We start from the raw sequence: 18,816 nt of genomic DNA, 5'->3' as shown, positions 1-18,816 counted from the left end.
TGGTCGTAAAAATATGGAAAAGTTTTTAACTCATCATGCAATTTTACGCGCACTTCCTACTCACTACTGGTGAGTATTGACGTTGTTCATTTTTCTAAAACCATTACGTTACAATCTTTTGAACAAATGATTTAGGTGAATAACTATGACCGATTGAAACATAATAAATATGGCTATTATCAATTGAATTAGGAGGAGAAGAATATGATGCAAAACCAACAAGGACAAATGCACCAAAACATGCATACAGGGAATGTACCTCCACAACTTAATCATGGCGGTCACGAGGTAATTGACTTAAATGAAGTATTAAGTGCAGCAATCGGTACGATGAATTCCTACATGCTATTACGCCAACATGTAAAGGATCCAGAATTATTGGACATACTTGATCGCCAATATAAATTTATGCAGGATGAATACAACATCACCGTCGAGTGTTTCAAAACAGGACAAAACCCTTCACATCCTACTTCAAAATATATGATGAACCAAGGGAATGACTTTATCTATGGTATGAAGCCAACTCAGCCAAAGAAGCCTTGGCAGTCCATTTCAGAGATTAATGATGAATACATTTCAAGCTGTATGTTAGCTTCGTGTAAATCATCAGCTTCAATGAAAACAATGGCAGCGCTAGAAACATCCAATCCAGTTGTTCGCCGTGTGCTGGCTGATTCTATTCCAAATTGCATAGAGATGGGTTATGAACTTTCTATTTATCAAAATAAACACCATTACTATCAAGTTCCTCAGCTGGCTGAGACGGACATGAATCAATATAGAAATGCATTTGCACCTGCACAAGGTCAAGGAATGGGACAACCGATGGGTCAAATGCCGACAAATTCTATGAACAACAATTTGCCGCATTAATAAAAGAAGCTATCCTTCACAATAGAGGGATAGCTTCTTTCTTAGGGATTTATGTTTATATTTTGTATCTGTCTTGGATAATGAATATATAAAAGTCCATCCTGGTATTGAACAGTTAATAAATGAGCCTCCGTTGGTTCAGGTAAATCAATTTCAAGTTCGACTTCTCCATAGTGTCTTTGCTGCATGATTGCCAGTTCGTTAGAAATCGGAGGATTGACTTTCGTTTTTATTGAAATTTGCTTATTTAATATTAGATTGAGTGATATTTGATCTAGCCGAATACCAGGTAATTCAATCAATAAGCATACAGTCGTTTGATTTCTGTAAACATCATACCTGGGCTCATGGCGGTTTACTCTCGAAAAGAATTCTTTAGGAGCTTTTTCAGATAATACACTTGACCAAAAGTCGCTTTTTCTATATTCATTCGTAATCTCAAGCCATTGTCTAATTTTTTCAATATCCATCTTTCCCCACCTCTAGATCATCAAACCTGGTTTGCGATTGGCATTGAAGGGTTCGCAATTTGATCTTGGTCACTAACATCTGTATCTAAATTTCCTGCGTTCATTTGCGAGAAGGTTGGTGAAAAATCTCCTTGAGAAAAATTTGCAGCGATTAATTTGGTATTGGAAGTGTGACTATTATGGACGGTTGGACCAATATCAATATTTCCATTCTGTGTGGCACCGTTGACCTTTATATTAAAAATATTTATTTGATAAGGCATACTCTCATCTCCCCCTTCCCATTAGAAACCTGGGATTCTTCCAACATTTGTACTATCTGAATTTCCAATATCCGTCATATCATTTACATCAGGATCGATGAGGATGTTTTCCAAATTAGCTTCAGTTGGAGATAAATCCCCGTAGGATGAATTAACTCCTTGAACCTTACTCTTCGCTGTATGGCTATTATGTGCCGCTTCCCCAATCGTTACAGAACCATTTCCTGATATGCTATTTATCTTTAAACTATATAAGTTAATGATGATAGAAGGCATAACATCCCCCTCATTTTCTTTACAAAGGTTTAGAATAGCGTATGCGGATAAATGCCTAAATGTCACTCTTTGTACAAAAATAACGTTAAGACGGTCTTTAGTTAGAGGAAGTAAAAGATCAACCAAATATGTAGGATACAAATCTTAATTTGAATTCGGATTGTTATCGGGAAGTATTTTTGCCTCTGTAGTTTAAAGAAGGATAGCCTTTGTTTTTATTATTAATTTGAATTAATTTCTGTAAAACAATATAATAAATAAGAACATACGTTTTTGTTTATACTTTAAAAAACTGGAGGAGTCAGTTATGGAATGCTGGGAATCTGCTTACATTGCAGGAATAATTGATGGAGAAGGATCAATTTCATTAACAAGAATGCATGAAGGCGAACATCGTCGGCCCTGCATTTCAATTGCATCCACAGATTTAGAGCTTTTAGAATATATTCAAGCTCTTACAGGAGGGAAAATAAATAATAAAAAGAACTATAGACCGGAAAAACATAAAAACTCATATACATTAAATATTAAGAAAAAAGAATCCGTGTTATTTTTATTAAAAAATATTAAACCATACCTTAGAGTTAATAAAAAGAGAAACAGATGTCAATGGATCATAGAGAATTATGAAAAAGTAACTCCACGAAACGGAAAATATAATTCGCAATCATTAGAACAGAAATTAGCTTTTGAAGAGGCATTTTTTTTAATATAAAAAAGACCAGCAATTTATATGCTGGTCTGTAATCCACCTTATGTATGGTGGAGACGGCGGGACGTGCGTTTCCATGCTTTCGTCATGGCACTGACTATATCTTGAACCTGCGTTAACAGGCCCTTCGGCGTATTATGCGAAATATAATTTTTACCTTGCAGGCAGCATTTCGCATCCTAGTACTACCATTTAAAATGGCAGCCTATAAGTCGATACACGGCTGTTGGATTACTCCACATACCGCTCGGCATTGCCCTATCACCATTTTGGCGACGTAGGTTTCACCGATAAAGCCGAATTTTCACTTATGTGTTACCACATAAGGCGACTAAGTTACTAATCGAACCCGCGTCCAAAGATATCGGCACTTAAGCTTCTACGAGTGTAGTCGACATATTGGCGATTCACTGATCCTTTTGCCTATCGACAGGCGTCCGGTCAGCTAGTCTGGTTGTTCTCTTCCTTCGCCCTCAGACGGTGAGCTCCGGCGTAGCCTACTAAGAGTGAGTCCGCTACCCTACCACATAGGCGATGGAGGGGCGAACAGCTAAGCAGTTATTAAGCTGCGAAAGCTAGGTTGTTGTTAGTTTTGCCAGTTATAGGCGTTGACGTTTTAACGAGGCCGATCCCCTCGACTCGCAACCCAAGCTCGAACTACCCCTGTCGAATCCGTAGCGCCCCCATATAAAATGAGCTGAAATCTACTTAAAGATTCAAGCTGCAGACGTCGGAAGCTCAACAATAGTTTGAGCAAAAAGTTATCATCGCTCCTTAGCGACAAACTTATTATAACACACTGAGCGGATTTTTCAATTGTAATTATTTGTCATTACATTTTCTGACGATCACGGAATGCACGCTCGATATCACGCTTAGCCTCTTTTTGCTTAAGGACTTCACGTTTATCATAATTCTTTTTACCCTTTGCTAAGCCTAATAAAACCTTTGCAAACCCATTTTTCAAATAAATTTTTAAAGGAATCAATGCATAACCTGCTTCTCGAGTTTCACCGAAAAGTTTATTAATTTCCCGCTTATGAAGCAACAGCTTTCTTTGTCTCAAAGGATCATGATTGTAGCGATTCCCTTGCTCATATGGGCTTACATGCATATTTAATAAGTGCATTTCACCATTATGGATACGTGCATAGGAATCCTTTAAATTTACTTTGCCCGCACGAATTGATTTAATTTCAGTACCTTGAAGAACGATACCTGCCTCATATGTTTCTTCAATAAAGTAATCATGGTATGCCTTTTTATTTTGCGCCACCACTTTTCCTACACCTTTTGGCATGTCTCTCACCTCGTCATGGGTTTATTTTAGCAGAAAACGTTATTGATAACAATTGAAAGGGGACCTAGAAGAAGGCCCCCACCTAAATTATCTTTTCTTGTTTTTCCGCTTGGTGCTTTTATTTTTAGGTACATTATCGTAAAACTTCTTTTTCTTCCGGGTTCCCGATCCTTGACCTGATCCTCCACCACGTGCTTCAGACTTTTGTCCGCCGCCTCGGCCTTCTTGTTTATTGCGGCGTGGTTTTTTGGTATCGCTGCCTGTTTTAAACACTCTCGGAGTCTCTGAACGCTCACGGCGTGTACCTTTCATACCGACAATTTCAAAGTCGATGGAACGCTCGTCTTTATTGACTTTTACAACTCTGACGGTAATTTCATCCCCAATACGGAATACGTTACCTGTCCGCTCACCAATCATCGCAAAATGGCGCTCGTCAAATCGATAGTAGTCATCTGTCAAATAGCTCACATGGACGAGACCCTCAATCGTATTAGGAAGCTCGACAAACATTCCAAAATTGGTTACAGAGCTAATGATACCATCATACTCTTCACCAATCTTATCTTCCATATATTCAGCTTTCTTAAGCTCATCTGTTTCACGTTCAGCGTCAACCGCGCGGCGTTCCATTTTCGATGAATGCTGAGCAATTTCTGGCAATCGCGCATTCCATTTTTCCCTTGTTGTCTCATCAAGCTTTCCTTCTATTAAATAGGTGCGGATCAAACGATGGACGATGGTATCTGGATACCGTCGAATTGGCGATGTGAAATGAGTATAAAACTCTGTTGATAACCCAAAGTGACCTAAGCTTTCTGGATCATATTTCGCCTGCTGCATGGACCTAAGCATAACCGTCGAGATAACCATCTCTTCCGGCTTACCCTGAACTTCTTCAATAATCTCCTGCAGGGCCCTTGGATGGACATCATTCGCTGTTCCTTTGACAATGTAGCCAAAGTTCGTGATAAACTCAAAAAACCTTCTCAGCTTATCTTCTTTTGGATCTTCATGGATTCGGTAAATAAACGGTACTTCCATCCAGTGAAAATGTTCTGCGACTGTTTCATTGGCAGCAAGCATAAATTCCTCAATTAATCTTTCGGCTACCGAACGTTCGCGGAGAACTACATCTAACGGTTTACTATCTTCATCAACCAAAACCTTAGACTCTTTGAAGTCAAAATCGATCGCACCGCGCTTCATTCGCTTCTCTCGCAATATTTGTGCAAGTTCTTCCATTTGCTCAAACATCGGCACAAGGGATTCATAGCGGGATCGTGTTTCCTCATCTTTATCAACTAAGATCTTATTTACATCAAAGTAAGTCATTCTCTCCGTTGTTTTGATTACACTTTGGAAAATCTCGTGATTCACTACTTGACCTTCTGAATTAATTTCCATATCACACGATAACACCAGGCGGTCCACTCTTGGATTAAGTGAACAAATTCCATTGGATAAACGATGTGGAATCATTGGAATGACCCTGTCGACTAAATAAACACTTGTTGCACGTTCTTCTGCCTCAAGGTCGATTGGCGTTCCTTCTTTTACATAATAGCTTACATCTGCAATATGTACGCCAAGCTTATAGTTGCCATTATCCAGCTTCGTTACAGTAACCGCGTCATCAAGGTCTTTCGCGTCAGCGCCGTCTATTGTCACAATCGTTTCATTCCGGAGATCACGACGGTTCGCCAATTCGCTTTCATCGATTGTATCAGGTGTCTCATTTGCTTGCTTTAATACGTCATCTGGGAAAGCCATTGGCAGGCCATGCTTATGGATAACAGAAAGAATATCCACACCCGGATCATTTTTATGTCCAAGTACAGTGATAACCTCTCCTTCAGCACTTTTACGTCCCTCTGGATAGGTAGTAAGCTTAACAACCACTTTATGGCCTTCTACGGCTCCTTTAGATGCTGATTTTGGAATAAAGATATCACTGGCAAATTTTTTATCATCCGGGATCACAAAACCAAAGCTTTTGCTTTCCACATAGGTGCCGACGATTTGCGTTACGCCTCTTTCTAATATACGAATGATACTTCCTTCACGTCGCTGACCAGAAGTCTCAGAAGAAATTCGAGCAAGTACAGTATCACCATGCATGGCATTATTCAGTTCATTTGGCGGTATAAAAATATCATCCATACCCGGTTCATCTGGAATCACAAACGCAAAGCCTTTTGCATGCCCTGTCAGTTTACCGCGGATGAGGTTCATTTTTTGCGGCAATCCATAACGGTTGCTGCGTGTACGGACAACAAGTCCTTTTTCCTCCATTTGAACAAGCGCTTTAACAAATTCTTTAAAGTCACTTGAATCCGAAATTCCAAATGCTGCTTCTAGTTCTTGTACCGTCAAAGGCTTATAAGCCTCATCTTTCATATATTGTAATAGTTTATCAACGTGCAGTTGAATATTATCTTCCAAATAAAATCCCTCCTCAAGAGATTAGTTCTGCCAATCTAATTTTTCTAAAAAGGCGTAAATATCTTCATGAAGCTGGTCACGTTCTTTATCTAGCGTTATTACATGTCCAGATTCCTCGTACCATTTAATTTCTTTGTTAACGGACTCAACTTCATTGTAAATTATGTTTGCACTATCTGTATTAATCATTTTGTCGTGTCGGGCTTGGACGACAAAGGTTGGAGCATAAATCATATCCACATGGTTGCGGACATCAGAAATTAATGACTGCAAAGCCTTTAATGTATTCATGGGCGTTTTTGCGAACTCATTCATTTCCAATTCGACTTGCTCTTCGGTTTTCCCTTCCCGTACTTTATATTCGCGGGCATACTCTAGAATTCCTTGATACATGACTTCTTCACTTTTTATATACATTGGTGCACACATCGGAAATATACCCTTTATAGGTACAGTGTAACCCAATTTTAAGGAAAATACGCCGCCAAGTGAAAGTCCCCCAACAGCAATTTCCTCATAGCCTTGGCTTTTTAAAAAATTATAGCCATTTATAACATCCTGCCACCAATCTGTTGGGCCTGTATGTACTAACTCTTCCGGCGGAACTCCATGCCCTTTATAATGTGGAGCATGACAAGTATATCCCCTTTTTTCTAAAAATCTCCCTAACATCCGAACATCAGCCGAATTACCTGTAAATCCGTGAAGCAATAAAACTGCTCGTTTTCCAGCCTTAAAGGTAAAGGGTTTAGGTGCTGCAATTTTCATCATAAAAACTCCTTTAGTTCAAAAAAATCCATTACCTTAGTTTAAGCAAACAATTGGGTAACATTCCAGAAAAAAGCCTTCGATTTTCGGTGCATAAAAAAAACCTGACATAAGCCAGGTTTTTTGAGCATTCTTTATTAAACTTCGAAGTACGCAACTAAGACAGCAAGAATAATGAAAAGAACTGCTAATACTACAGTAATACGATGTAAAATCAAATCAAGTCCACGTGCTTTTTGCTTACCGAATAATGTTTCTGCACCACCTGAAATGGCACCAGATAATCCAGCACTTTTACCTGATTGCAATAAAACAACTAGAATAAGTCCAATACTTACGATTACTAATAATGTTACAACCAATGCATGCATGTAAGCCACCTCCTGTTAGTTCGTACATTTCACAGTATTTTTAATGTACCATAATATTGACCTTTTAACAATACTAGTCTTTGTGACAGATTTCCGCCACAGCAGCAAGGAAAGGCACTCATTCGTCAATGAGTGCCTTCACTTTAATCATTTTATTTTTTTAGGTTATAGAAAGATTTTAAGCCGTTGTATTGTGCTGTATCACCTAATTGGTCTTCAATACGAAGCAATTGGTTGTATTTCGCAACACGGTCTGTACGTGAAGGAGCACCTGTTTTGATTTGACCCGCATTTGTTGCAACAGCGATGTCAGCGATTGTGTTATCTTCTGTTTCACCAGAACGGTGAGAGATAACTGCTGTGTAACCAGCACGCTTTGCCATTTCAATTGCGTCAAATGTTTCAGTTAATGTACCAATTTGGTTAACTTTGATAAGGATTGAGTTGCCGATTCCTTTTTCAATACCTTCAGAAAGCTTCTTAGTGTTTGTAACGAATAGGTCATCTCCAACTAATTGAACTTTTTTACCAAGGCGTTCAGTTAGAAGCTTGTGTCCTTCCCAGTCGTTTTCATCTAAACCGTCTTCGATAGATAGGATTGGATATTTAGTAGCCATATCCTCATACCAATCAACCATTTCTGCAGAAGTCTTAACAACGCCTTCACCTTTAAGATGGTATTTCCCATCTTCTTTGTTGTAGAACTCAGAAGAAGCAGCATCCATTGCTAAGAATACTTCTTCACCAGGCTTGTAGCCAGCTTTTTCGATTGCTTGAACAATCGTTTGAAGTGCTTCTTCGTTAGATCCTAGGTTTGGAGCAAATCCACCTTCATCACCAACAGCAGTGTTAAGGCCTTTTTCTTTAAGAACAGACTTTAAGCTGTGGAAAATTTCAGCACCCATACGAAGTGCTTCTCTGAAGTTAGGAGCTCCAACAGGCATTACCATGAATTCTTGAATATCAACGTTGTTATCAGCGTGCTCTCCACCGTTAACGATGTTCATCATAGGAACTGGAAGCTGCTTAGAGTTGAATCCTCCAAGGTATTGGTATAAAGGAATATCTAAGTAGTTTGCAGCAGCATGAGCTACAGCCATAGAAACACCTAGGATGGCGTTTGCACCTAATTTACCTTTATTTTCAGTTCCATCAAGCTCGATTAAAGCATGGTCAATAGCAACTTGGTCTAAAACGCTGAATTCTTCACCAACAAGGTGTGGAGCAATAATTTCATTTACGTTATCTACAGCTTTTAATACACCTTTACCAAGGTAACGCTCTTTGTCACCATCACGAAGTTCTACTGCTTCATATTCACCAGTAGAAGCACCACTTGGAACTAAAGCACGGCCAAAAGCACCGGATTCTGTGAAAACTTCTACTTCAACTGTTGGGTTACCGCGGGAATCTAATACTTCACGTGCGTATACATCTGCAATAAATGGCATTTAATTTCTCTCCTTTTAATATAAAAATTATTTAATTAAAGATGTTCCTGTCATTTCTTCTGGCTGTTCGACACCAAGCAGCTTTAACATCGTAGGAGCTAAATCTCCTAGGATTCCACCTTCTCGTAACTCCACGTCATTCTTTGTAATAATAACTGGAACTGGATTTGTGGTGTGTGCTGTCATTGGCTCCCCTTCAAGAGTTATAACCTCATCTGCATTACCATGGTCAGCCGTAATAATCGCAGATCCGCCTTTTTCAAGGATTAAATCAACAATTTTACCTAAGCATTCGTCAACTGTTTCGATTGCCTTAACAGTTGGTTCAAGCATACCTGAATGTCCAACCATATCAGGGTTAGCAAAGTTTAAGAGAATTGCATCAAATTTATCGTCTTGAATTTCCTTTAGTAGAGCGTCTGTTACTTCATAAGCACTCATTTCAGGCTGCAAGTCATAGGTTGCAACTTTCGGTGAGTTGATTAGAATACGCTCTTCTCCTGGGAACTTGTCCTCACGGCCGCCGCTCATAAAGAAGGTAACATGAGGATATTTTTCGGTTTCGGCAATTCTTAGTTGCTTCAATCCATTTTGCGATAATACCTCTCCTAGTGTGTTATCCAAGTTAGAAGGCTTAAACGCAACGTATCCATTAACCGATTCACTAAAATGTGTTAAACATACGAAGAATAAATCCTTAGGATGTTTCTCACCGCGGTCAAATGGACGGAAATCTTCGTTTGTGAAAACGTTAGAAATTTGGATTGCACGGTCTGGACGGAAATTATAGAAAATGACTGCGTCATTGTCCTTGATTGTCGCAACTGGCTGACCATCTTCCTTTGTGATGACAGATGGAATTACGAATTCATCAAAAATTCCGTGCTGGTAAGAATCCTCTACCACATCTAATGGATTGGTGTAGGTTGGGCCGTCACCATAAACCATTGAACAGTAGGACTTTTCAACACGTTCCCAGCGCTTGTCACGATCCATTGAGTAATAACGTCCAGAAATGGTAGCAAACTCACCAACGCCATACTCATTAATTTTATCCAAAGTCTGCTGAATATATTTAGCGGCAGTTTTCGGACCTACATCACGTCCATCAAGGAAACCATGAATATAAACGTTCTCTACGCCTTCCTCTTTTGCCATCTTTAATAGTGCAAACATATGGTTAATATGGCTGTGGACACCGCCATCCGATAATAAACCAAACAAGTGGAGGTTAGTTCCATTTTTCTTCACATGGTCCATTGCACTGCAGATGGTTTCATTTTTTACAAATTCACCCTCGCGGATAGCGATATTCACACGTGTTAAGCTTTGGTATACAATCCGGCCAGCACCAATATTTAAATGACCAACTTCTGAGTTACCCATTTGACCCTCTGGAAGTCCAACAGCCTCACCAGAAGCTGTTAAATGTGAGTGCGGGAAAGTATTCCAGTAACGATCAAAGTTTGGCTTCTTCGCATGATAGACTGCATTCCCTTTGTGTTCATCCCTGCATCCGAATCCATCAAGAATGATGAGGGCAACGGGAGACTTACTCATAGCTTCCTGCCTCCAATAGCTGCAGGAATGATCCTGGCTCAAGACTAGCTCCACCAACAAGAGCACCGTCGATATCAGGCTGTGCCATGTATTCCTTAATATTCTCCGGTTTCACACTGCCGCCGTACTGAATTCTGACAGCATTAGCAACTTCTTCACTGAATTGCTGTGCTACTACTTGGCGAATATGAGCACAGACTTCATTTGCATCTTGTGCAGTCGAAGATTTACCTGTTCCAATTGCCCAGATTGGTTCGTAAGCAATAATGGTTTGCTTTACTTGCTCATCTCTTAAGCCAGCTAAAGCTTTTTGTATTTGTGAACCAACTAGTTGATTGGTTTCACCGTTTTCACGTTGCTCTAATGTTTCACCGCAGCAAACGATTGGCGTTAAGTTATAGTTAAAAGCTGCCAGTGTCTTTTTATTAACACTTTCATCGGTTTCATTAAACATTTCACGGCGTTCAGAATGTCCAAGAATGACATATTGAACCCCAATTTCAGCAAGAGGTTTCGGGCTAATTTCTCCTGTAAAAGCTCCGCTTTCTTCGAAATGCATGTTTTGTGCGCCTATTTTAACATTGGTGCCTTCAGTTTGCTCAACAAGACTTTGTAAAAATAAAGCTGGTGCACAAATAACAGAATCCATTTTATCAGGATTTGGAACAAGACCTTTTACTTCCTCGGTAAAGCTTTTCGCCTCAGCAAGTGTCTTATTCATTTTCCAGTTACCTGCAATAATCGGTTTACGCATGGTTACACAACCTTTCAAGATAGAAAGTTCTAATTATTATTTATCATTTAGAGCGACTACGCCTGGAAGTGCTTTGCCTTCCATGAATTCAAGTGAAGCACCGCCGCCTGTTGAAATATGACTCATTTTCTCTGCTAAATTAAATTTCTCTACTGCCGCTGCAGAATCGCCGCCGCCAATCACTGAATAGGTACCTTCTGCTTCTGCAAGAGCTTCAGCAACAGCTTTTGTACCGCCAGCAAATTTATCGATTTCGAACACACCCATCGGTCCGTTCCAAATGACTAATTTTGATTTTTTGATTACATCCCGATAGATTTCTCTTGTTTTCGGTCCGATATCAAGTGCTTCCCAATCAGCCGGAATTTCTTCGATCGCTACTTCTTTTGAATTCGCATCTGCAGAGAAATCATCTGCCACAATAGCGTCTACTGGCATATAAAAATTAACGCCTTTTTCTTTTGCTTTTTCGATAAAAGAATTGGCTAAGTCAATTTTATCTGCCTCAAGAAGAGATTTACCAATTTCATGACCTTGCGCTTTAATAAAAGTATAAGCAAGACCGCCACCGATAATTAAGTTATCGACCTTCTCTAATAAGTTTTCAATTACACCAATTTTGTCCTTTACCTTTGCTCCGCCAATAATTGCCGTAAATGGACGTTCAGGATTTGATAAAGCTTTTCCTAAAACATCAAGCTCTTTTTCCATTAATAGACCAGATACAGCAGGAAGATGGTGAGCAATACCTTCTGTGGAGGCATGTGCTCTGTGTGCTGCACCAAAGGCATCATTTACATAAACATCCGCAAGTTCTGCAAATGCTTTTGCAAGTTCAGAATCATTCTTCTCTTCACCTGGGTAAAAACGAACGTTTTCAAGAAGAAGAACATCGCCTTCATTCATAGATTCAATTAATGATTTTACAGAATCACCGTAGGCTTCATCTGCTTTTTGAACGTTTTTGCCAAGAAGTTCAGATAGTCTTACACCCACTGGAGTTAAGCGCATTTCCTCTACCACTTTACCCTTCGGACGTCCAAAATGGCTTGCCAAGATGACTTTAGCACCTTGATCAATTAAATATTGAATAGTAGGTAGTGCAGCGCGGATTCTTGTTTCATCCGTGATTTTTCCATCCTGCATAGGAACGTTAAAATCAACGCGGCAGAAAACGCGTTTTCCTTTTACATCAACATCTTTTAATGTTTTCTTGTTCATGCGCAAAGCTCCTCCTTATGTATTGACAGCTAATTACACAAAAAAAGGGAGGGGGAATGTTCCCCGCTCCCCTTTGATTACCCTAAATCATTATAGCTTTTTGATGAAGAATTTACCAACCTCAACTAACTAAAGATTAAAGTCCTTTTTGAGCGATATATCCAATAAGGTCTACTACACGGCTAGAATAACCAACTTCGTTATCGTACCAAGATAATACTTTTACCATGTTACCTTCAAGAACCATAGTTGATAAAGAATCAATTGAAGAAGAAGCTGGGCTGCCATTGTAATCTGTAGATACTAATGGAAGTTCGCTATAGTGTAAAATTCCTTTTAATGGACCTTCAGCAGCTGCTTTTAATGCTGCATTTACTTCATCAGCTGTTACTTCTTTGTCTAATTCAGCAACTAAATCCACGATTGATACGTTTGGAGTAGGTACACGAACAGCCATACCATTTAATTTACCTTTAAGTTCTGGAAGAACTAAAGAAACTGCTTTCGCTGCACCAGTTGATGTAGGAATCATGTTCTCAGCTGCTGCACGAGCACGACGGTAGTCCTTGTGTGGTAAATCAAGGATTTGTTGGTCATTTGTATAAGAGTGGATAGTAGTCATCATTCCACGCTTAATTCCGAATTCATCATTTAAAACCTTCGCAAAAGGAGCTAGACAGTTTGTAGTACATGAAGCGTTTGATAATACGTGGTGGTTAGCCGGATCGTATTGTTCTTGGTTAACACCCATTACGATAGTGATATCTTCGTTATCTGCTGGAGCAGAAATGATAACTTTCTTAGCACCTGCTTCAAGGTGTTTTGCCGCATCTTCACGCTTTGTGAAACGTCCAGTAGATTCAACTACTACTTCAACACCAAGTTCTCCCCAACCTAATTGAGCTGGATCGCGTTCAGCAATTACTTTTACCTTTTGGTTGCCAACTACTAAATATTCGCCATCAACGGTAACATCTTGTTGAAGAGTTCCATGAACAGTATCGTATTTTAAAAGGTGCGCAAGCATTTTTGCATCAGTTAAATCGTTAATTGCTACGATTTCCATTTCTGCATTATTTAATGCCGCACGGAATACGTTACGGCCGATACGACCAAATCCATTAATACCAACTTTTACTGTCATTGTAATTTCCTCCTTGTTTTGAAAAAAGGTTTTTATTTAGGCTCTTTTTTAAAAAAAGAGCTTACAAACTAAATTGTTAAAACTAGATGACTATTTCCACGTTAAAATCGGATAAAAGATTTATTTACGAAAACAGTCTTATATAAAAAGGGATTACCCTTTTAATAACTTTCTTGCTGCACCCTCATCCGTGATTAATATTGTCGAAGTAGGTGCTTTTTTCATATAAGCCTTAATGGCTTTTGCCTTAGAAGCGCCGCCTGCAACAGCAATCACGTTAGGAATCTGTGCGAGGTCTTCTAGTTGCAGTCCAATGGTTAGAACCTTGTGGACGATTTCACCTTTTTCATTAAAATAATAGCCGAAAGCTTCCCCTACAGACGCACTCGTTTCAAGCTTTTGCATAATTTCGGGTCTCGATTTTCTTCGTTCAGCCATTGTAATAGCATCCCCAATCCCATGAAGAACCATGCTTGCGGATTTTATTAAGTTTAAAACTTCATGAATTTCAGGTTCTTTAATTAGGGACTGATAAATTTCATTACTCACTTGATCAGGCACATAAAATACACGGTGCTTTGATTTTGTATTTTTCGACATAATCGAGCTAATTGTATTTGCCTGATTCTGGACATCCTCACCAATCCCGCCGCGAGCCGGTACAAACAGCAATTCCTTTTTGCCAAGCTCAGGTGTAAGTGCGTTTGCGACTGCAGCCATCGTTGAGCCGCCAGTTACAGCGATAATATTTTTCCCAGTTAAATATTTTTTCATGCACAAGGCACAAGCCTTACCTAAGTCATCTTTTACCATAAGGGATTCATCACTGTTCCCAGGTACAATGATAACTTTTTGAATCTTAAGTCGGTGTTTTAACTCCAGCTCCATTACGTCGATACCGATTAACTCTCGAATCATTCCTTCTAAATCTTCTAGCAAATTCTTCCCTTCAGAAGTTAAGCTCATTCCAATATTGTTGATTGAAACAAGATTTTGTTCCTTTAGGAAATCAACTTCACTGCGAAGAACTCTTTCCGTGTAACCAAGGTTGGAAGCAAGACTCCTTCTTCCTACTGGCTGCATAAAACCGATATGTCTGAGGATAGAATATCGTTTATGTAGGACCTGTAGGAGATCAGGTAATAATCTTTTTTGAATATCGATGAGTGATTGCATAATGTCCTGCTCCTTTATTATATGTAACTGGTCATAAAATGTCCACCCTAGACAAATTATGTCCCACTCCATCGAAAAAAAATCACCCCTGCTAACATTTTTCATTCTAACAGGAGTGAAAACCTATTTCAACCTAAAAGTTTTCAGTTTTTTCTTGCAAACGTTTACTTATGTCATTTTTGTTAATAATTCCAAAGGCTACTTCTTCCCCGTCAATCTGAACCACCGGAATCATGATTCCGTATAATTCCGTTAACTCATCACTTGAATCAATATCAATTTCTTCTAGTGTAAAATTCCAGTCTTCCTTAAGCTCAAGGATGGCCATTTTTGCTTTTTCACATAGTGAACAGCGTTGTCTAGTATAAAGGGTGATCATTGTTTGCGTCATCGTTTGTATCCTTTCAATCAAATCTTTTTCTCTTAGATGAAGATGGAATCCCCAGTTGGTCTCGATACTTTGCCACTGTTCTTCTAGACACAACGATTCCCTGAATTGTCTTCAGCTTCTCAACAATATCCTGATCCGATAATGGATGTTGTTTATCCTCACTTTTAACCATTGAAGCGATTTCATTTTTAACCTGACTCGAGGAGGTGCTTTCATTTGATACCGTTTGAATGGTGCTGGTAAAGAACGACTTCAGCGGAAAGGTACCTATCGGAGTTTGCACATATTTTTCTTTCACTGCACGGCTGACCGTTGATTCATGAATATCAAGTTCTCCCGCGACTTCCTTCATGGTCATAGGAACTAAGTATTCTTTACCATGTTCGAAGAAACGAGTTTGTTTTTCCACAATTTTACTGACAACCCTCGTTAAAGTTTCCTTCCGCTGCTCTATACTTTTCATGATCCATTGATAATCTTGTACTTTATCCTGCAAAAAGCGGCTTACCTGAGCATCCTTCGTAGTAGTCAGTTTTTGATAATAATGATCATTAAAACTTATTTTCGGAAGAATGTCATCACAAAGCCTGACAGAATATCCATCCCCAAAACGTTCTACAATGGCATCAGGGATAATGTAGGAAGCGTTATCCTGCTCTAAAAGTGCACCAGGACGTGGGTTCAGCTGCTGTACCGTATCAAATATTTCTTGGATTTTCTGTAAAGGGATTTGTAGTTCCTTTGCTATCTGCTTCCATTTCTTTTCAGCAAATGGAACGAAGTAGTGAGAAAGAATTATTAACGCCAAATCATCCTTTAGGTTCTCCCGCTCGAGCTGAATTAATAAACATTCTTGAAGATTCCTAGCCCCGATTCCAGCTGGTTCCAAGGTCTGAATCACAATAATGCTCTCTTCAACCAGTTCTATGTGGACACCTAATTTTTCTGCGATTTCCTCAGGCTCAGAGGTTAAGTATCCGTTTACATCGAGGTTCTGAATCAAGTGTTTAATTACTTTTAGTTGATTACTAGAGTATTTACGGAGATTAAGCTGATTTAGCAGCTGATCTTCACTTGAAGATGACTTGGCTGCAATTTGCTCAATCCAATCGTTTTCCGTATTTTTTGTGTGTTTCCGCCGATTACGATCTATTAATGGGTTAATAGGCTGAATATGTTTATTCTCAACCTGAAGTAGGGGATTTTCAAGTGCTTTGTTTTCTAAAAATGCTGAAAGCTCTTGTGCTGAATATTGCAAGAGCGCAATTGCCTGAGTTAGTTCCTGCGTCATTGCCAATTTTAATGATTGCTGCTGCCATAATCCTGCTTTTAAATCCATTACTAATTCCCCCCTTGCTCTATTTTACATGAAGATGGAGAATTCGTGTATGGTTATTAACTGTCAGAAATAAAAAACCTCCTGTTACCTAGTAACAAGAGGTTTGAAGACGCGCTCGGAGGGAATCGAACCCCCATTTTAAGAACCGGAATCTTACGTGCTATCCGTTGCACCACGAGCGCATATATGCGACTAACATATTATATTCCAATTCGTGAAACTTTGCAAGCTAGAATAGGTTTAAAAATTAGCCAAATGGTTATGATGAGTTAGGGAAAGATGTCGAACAAATATAAAGCGAATTGTTTGACCTTAATTGACCATCAGTGTATCATTAACTATACATATTAAAATCTTTTATACTTAGAGGAGGAAGAAAAATGAATTTGATTCCTACAGTTATTGAACAAACAAACCGCGGAGAAAGAGCATACGACATTTATTCTCGTCTCTTAAAAGACCGTATTATTATGCTTGGCAGTGGGATTGATGATCATGTGGCTAATAGCATTGTAGCACAATTGTTATTCCTTGAGGCAGAAAACCCTGAAAAGGATATATCCATTTATATTAACAGCCCTGGCGGAAGTATTACTGCAGGTATGGCCATTTATGACACTATGCAGTTCATTAAGCCAGATGTTCAAACTATTTGTATTGGTATGGCAGCTTCAATGGGTGCTTTCCTACTTGCTGCAGGTACAAAAGGTAAGCGTTATGCCCTTCCAAATGCTGAAGTTATGATTCATCAGCCATTAGGCGGCGCACAAGGGCAGGCAACCGAGATTGAAATTGCCGCTAAGCGTATTTTATTCCTTCGTGAGAAATTGAATGGAATCTTAGCAGAGCGCACTGGCCAGCCGCTAGAAGTCATCCAAAAGGATACTGACCGCGATAACTTCATGACAGCTGAAAGAGCAAAAGAATACGGCCTCGTTGACCATATCATCACAAGAAGCCTTAAAGAAGATAAAAAAGATAAGTAATAACAAAAAGAGTTTGACCGATTTTAGGTCAAACTCTTTTTATGTTAATGTTATTTTAATGTTCATTTTGAACAAAAGTAGACAATGCATCAATGGCTTTTTCTTCATCATCACCGTCAGCAACAATATTAACTAAAACGCCTGAACCGACAGCTAGGCTCATAAGCCCCATAATACTCTTGGCATTAACCTTTTTACCATCTTTCTCTAAAAAAATATCCGCTGAAAAACGGTTCGCTTCCTGAACAAATAATGCTGCTGGCCGTGCTTGAAGACCCGTTTTCAATTTAACTTCCACTTGTTTCTCTACCATTACAAAAATCCTCCTTATGTTTTCCTCTATTTTCTTTGAGCCAAATCACCAATCCGTAATTTTTCAGCAATTTCATCTATTTTTCTTAACCGATGATTAATTCCAGATTTACTAATTATACCACCGGAAACCATCTCTCCTAATTCCTTTAAGGTTACATCGGTATAATGGAGACGGAGTTCCGCGATCTCTCTTAACTTTTCTGGTAAGATGTGCAATCCAACCGTATCGTTAATATAGCGAATATTTTCAACCTGCCGGATTGAAGCACCAATCGTTTTATTTAAGTTCGCAGTTTCACAATTAACAAGACGATTAACCGAATTTCGCATATCTCTTACAATCCGCACATCTTCAAAGCGAAGAAGAGCATTGACTGCACCAATAATATTTAGATACTCGGTAATTTTTTCTGCTTCTTTTAAGTAAGTAATATAGCCTTTTTTTCGCTCAAGTGTCTTGCTATTGAGTCCAAATTTATTCATTAATTCACACAGGGAATCATTATGCTCCTTGTATAGTGAAGCAATTTCCAAATGATACGAGGAAGTTTCCGGATTATTCACCGAACCTCCAGCTAGAAACGCCCCACGTAAATAAGAACGTTTACAACATTTCTTTTTCACCAGATCACTAGCTATATCATGGATGAAGGTAAATCCTTCACCAAGGATTTTCATATCCTCTAGTATTTCCTTAGCTCGTTGCGACAAACGAACAATGTAAACATTGTTCTTTTTTAATCTCATTTTTTTTCGAACCAGCAGTTCCACTGGAACATCATAGCTCTTTTTAATTAACGTATAAATCCTTCGAGCGATGGCCGCATTTTCAGTCTGAATATCAACAATTAACTTACGGTTCGAAAATGACATTGAACCATTCATTCTTATGAGCGCGGAAAGTTCCGCTTGCGTGCAGCATGGCTTTATTTCCAAATTTGTTAATTCTTTTTTCGTTTCCGAAGCGAAAGACATCCCTTCACCCCCTTTTTGCACAG

The 18,816-nt window shown here is 39.1% G+C and carries 20 protein-coding genes, 1 tRNA gene and 1 other RNA gene; 3 read left to right on the top strand and 19 right to left on the bottom strand.

Annotated features, from left to right (window positions below; all coding sequences use genetic code 11):
- Positions 1–207: 207 nt before the first annotated feature.
- Entirely contained in the window at positions 208–876 is a 669-nt protein-coding gene (locus BANA01_RS05940) for a spore coat protein (RefSeq protein ID WP_063252136.1), read from the top strand.
- Between the two features lie 41 nt (positions 877–917).
- Here the strand turns inward: BANA01_RS05940 and BANA01_RS05935 are convergent, their stop codons facing one another.
- From BANA01_RS05935 to BANA01_RS05925, 3 genes are read right to left on the bottom strand one after another with little or no spacing between them, the layout of a single operon-like run.
- Positions 918–1,346 carry an Hsp20/alpha crystallin family protein gene (locus tag BANA01_RS05935; RefSeq protein WP_063252081.1) on the bottom strand — a complete coding sequence of 143 codons (429 nt, stop codon included), beginning with the start codon at positions 1,344–1,346 and terminating at the stop codon, positions 918–920.
- Positions 1,347–1,366: 20 nt separating this feature from the next.
- Complete coding sequence (locus tag BANA01_RS05930) at positions 1,367–1,609, bottom strand: spore germination protein (protein ID WP_063252079.1); 243 nt, start codon at positions 1,607–1,609, stop codon at positions 1,367–1,369.
- A gap of 21 nt (positions 1,610–1,630) precedes the next feature.
- Positions 1,631–1,885 (bottom strand): spore germination protein, encoded by a 255-nt coding sequence (locus BANA01_RS05925; protein ID WP_063252077.1) that lies wholly within the window; start codon positions 1,883–1,885, stop codon positions 1,631–1,633.
- A 307-nt stretch (positions 1,886–2,192) separates the two neighbouring features.
- Here BANA01_RS05925 and BANA01_RS05920 point away from each other — a divergent pair, with 307 nt between their 5' ends.
- On the top strand, positions 2,193–2,600 hold the full coding sequence (locus BANA01_RS05920) for an LAGLIDADG family homing endonuclease (RefSeq protein ID WP_063252076.1): 408 nt from the start codon (positions 2,193–2,195) through the stop codon (positions 2,598–2,600).
- 337 nt (positions 2,601–2,937) lie between these two features.
- Here BANA01_RS05920 and ssrA read toward each other — a convergent pair.
- From ssrA to BANA01_RS05850, 14 genes are all read right to left on the bottom strand, one after another.
- Positions 2,938–3,274, bottom strand: a transfer-messenger RNA (tmRNA) gene (gene ssrA / locus BANA01_RS05915).
- 155 nt (positions 3,275–3,429) lie between these two features.
- Positions 3,430–3,897 carry an SsrA-binding protein SmpB gene (gene smpB, locus BANA01_RS05910; protein ID WP_063252074.1) on the bottom strand — a complete coding sequence of 156 codons (468 nt, stop codon included), beginning with the start codon at positions 3,895–3,897 and terminating at the stop codon, positions 3,430–3,432.
- An 87-nt stretch (positions 3,898–3,984) separates the two neighbouring features.
- Complete coding sequence (gene rnr, locus BANA01_RS05905; protein ID WP_063252073.1) at positions 3,985–6,342, bottom strand: ribonuclease R; 2,358 nt, start codon at positions 6,340–6,342, stop codon at positions 3,985–3,987.
- Between the two features lie 21 nt (positions 6,343–6,363).
- Positions 6,364–7,110: an alpha/beta hydrolase gene (locus tag BANA01_RS05900; protein WP_063252071.1), complete on the bottom strand. Its 747-nt coding sequence runs from the start codon at positions 7,108–7,110 to the stop codon at positions 6,364–6,366.
- 137 nt (positions 7,111–7,247) lie between these two features.
- Positions 7,248–7,481 (bottom strand): preprotein translocase subunit SecG, encoded by a 234-nt coding sequence (secG, locus tag BANA01_RS05895; protein WP_063252070.1) that lies wholly within the window; start codon positions 7,479–7,481, stop codon positions 7,248–7,250.
- Positions 7,482–7,633: 152 nt separating this feature from the next.
- Complete coding sequence (gene eno, locus BANA01_RS05890) at positions 7,634–8,932, bottom strand: phosphopyruvate hydratase (RefSeq protein WP_063252068.1); 1,299 nt, start codon at positions 8,930–8,932, stop codon at positions 7,634–7,636.
- A gap of 27 nt (positions 8,933–8,959) precedes the next feature.
- The gene (gpmI, locus tag BANA01_RS05885) at positions 8,960–10,492 is read right to left on the bottom strand and encodes a 2,3-bisphosphoglycerate-independent phosphoglycerate mutase (RefSeq protein ID WP_063252066.1); all 1,533 of its coding nucleotides are present in this window, start codon (positions 10,490–10,492) and stop codon (positions 8,960–8,962) included.
- Positions 10,485–11,246 carry a triose-phosphate isomerase gene (gene tpiA, locus BANA01_RS05880; RefSeq protein WP_034674239.1) on the bottom strand — a complete coding sequence of 254 codons (762 nt, stop codon included), beginning with the start codon at positions 11,244–11,246 and terminating at the stop codon, positions 10,485–10,487. Before tpiA ends, gpmI begins: the two co-directional genes overlap by 8 nt.
- Positions 11,247–11,282: 36 nt before the next feature.
- Positions 11,283–12,467 carry a phosphoglycerate kinase gene (locus tag BANA01_RS05875; protein ID WP_034674241.1) on the bottom strand — a complete coding sequence of 395 codons (1,185 nt, stop codon included), beginning with the start codon at positions 12,465–12,467 and terminating at the stop codon, positions 11,283–11,285.
- 136 nt (positions 12,468–12,603) lie between these two features.
- Positions 12,604–13,611 (bottom strand): type I glyceraldehyde-3-phosphate dehydrogenase, encoded by a 1,008-nt coding sequence (gene gap, locus BANA01_RS05870; RefSeq protein ID WP_034674243.1) that lies wholly within the window; start codon positions 13,609–13,611, stop codon positions 12,604–12,606.
- 153 nt (positions 13,612–13,764) lie between these two features.
- Positions 13,765–14,787 carry a sugar-binding transcriptional regulator gene (locus BANA01_RS05865; RefSeq protein WP_034674245.1) on the bottom strand — a complete coding sequence of 341 codons (1,023 nt, stop codon included), beginning with the start codon at positions 14,785–14,787 and terminating at the stop codon, positions 13,765–13,767.
- A gap of 133 nt (positions 14,788–14,920) precedes the next feature.
- Positions 14,921–15,178: a glutaredoxin family protein gene (locus BANA01_RS05860; RefSeq protein WP_052106324.1), complete on the bottom strand. Its 258-nt coding sequence runs from the start codon at positions 15,176–15,178 to the stop codon at positions 14,921–14,923.
- A gap of 13 nt (positions 15,179–15,191) precedes the next feature.
- Complete coding sequence (gene rpoN / locus BANA01_RS05855) at positions 15,192–16,517, bottom strand: RNA polymerase factor sigma-54 (RefSeq protein WP_034674246.1); 1,326 nt, start codon at positions 16,515–16,517, stop codon at positions 15,192–15,194.
- 110 nt (positions 16,518–16,627) lie between these two features.
- Positions 16,628–16,699, bottom strand: a tRNA-Arg gene (locus tag BANA01_RS05850).
- Positions 16,700–16,897: 198 nt separating this feature from the next.
- Between BANA01_RS05850 and clpP the strand changes: the two genes are divergently transcribed.
- Positions 16,898–17,503, top strand: a complete 606-nt coding sequence (gene clpP, locus BANA01_RS05845) for an ATP-dependent Clp endopeptidase proteolytic subunit ClpP (protein WP_034674247.1) — start codon at positions 16,898–16,900, stop codon at positions 17,501–17,503.
- A 55-nt stretch (positions 17,504–17,558) separates the two neighbouring features.
- On the opposite strand, the gene BANA01_RS05840 is transcribed toward clpP, so the two are convergent.
- Together BANA01_RS05840 and whiA are read right to left on the bottom strand one after the other, a co-directional pair.
- Positions 17,559–17,816, bottom strand: a complete 258-nt coding sequence (locus BANA01_RS05840) for an HPr family phosphocarrier protein (RefSeq protein WP_034674249.1) — start codon at positions 17,814–17,816, stop codon at positions 17,559–17,561.
- A gap of 26 nt (positions 17,817–17,842) precedes the next feature.
- Positions 17,843–18,793, bottom strand: a complete 951-nt coding sequence (whiA, locus tag BANA01_RS05835; protein ID WP_034674251.1) for a DNA-binding protein WhiA — start codon at positions 18,791–18,793, stop codon at positions 17,843–17,845.
- Positions 18,794–18,816: the final 23 nt, after the last annotated feature.

Origin of the sequence: Neobacillus niacini NBRC 15566, from assembly GCF_001591505.1 — a bacterium.
Lineage (GTDB): Bacteria > Bacillota > Bacilli > Bacillales > Cytobacillaceae > Neobacillus > Neobacillus niacini.
The sequence above is the reverse complement of the archived record's forward strand: the minus strand, read 5'-3'. Positions and strand labels throughout refer to the sequence as shown.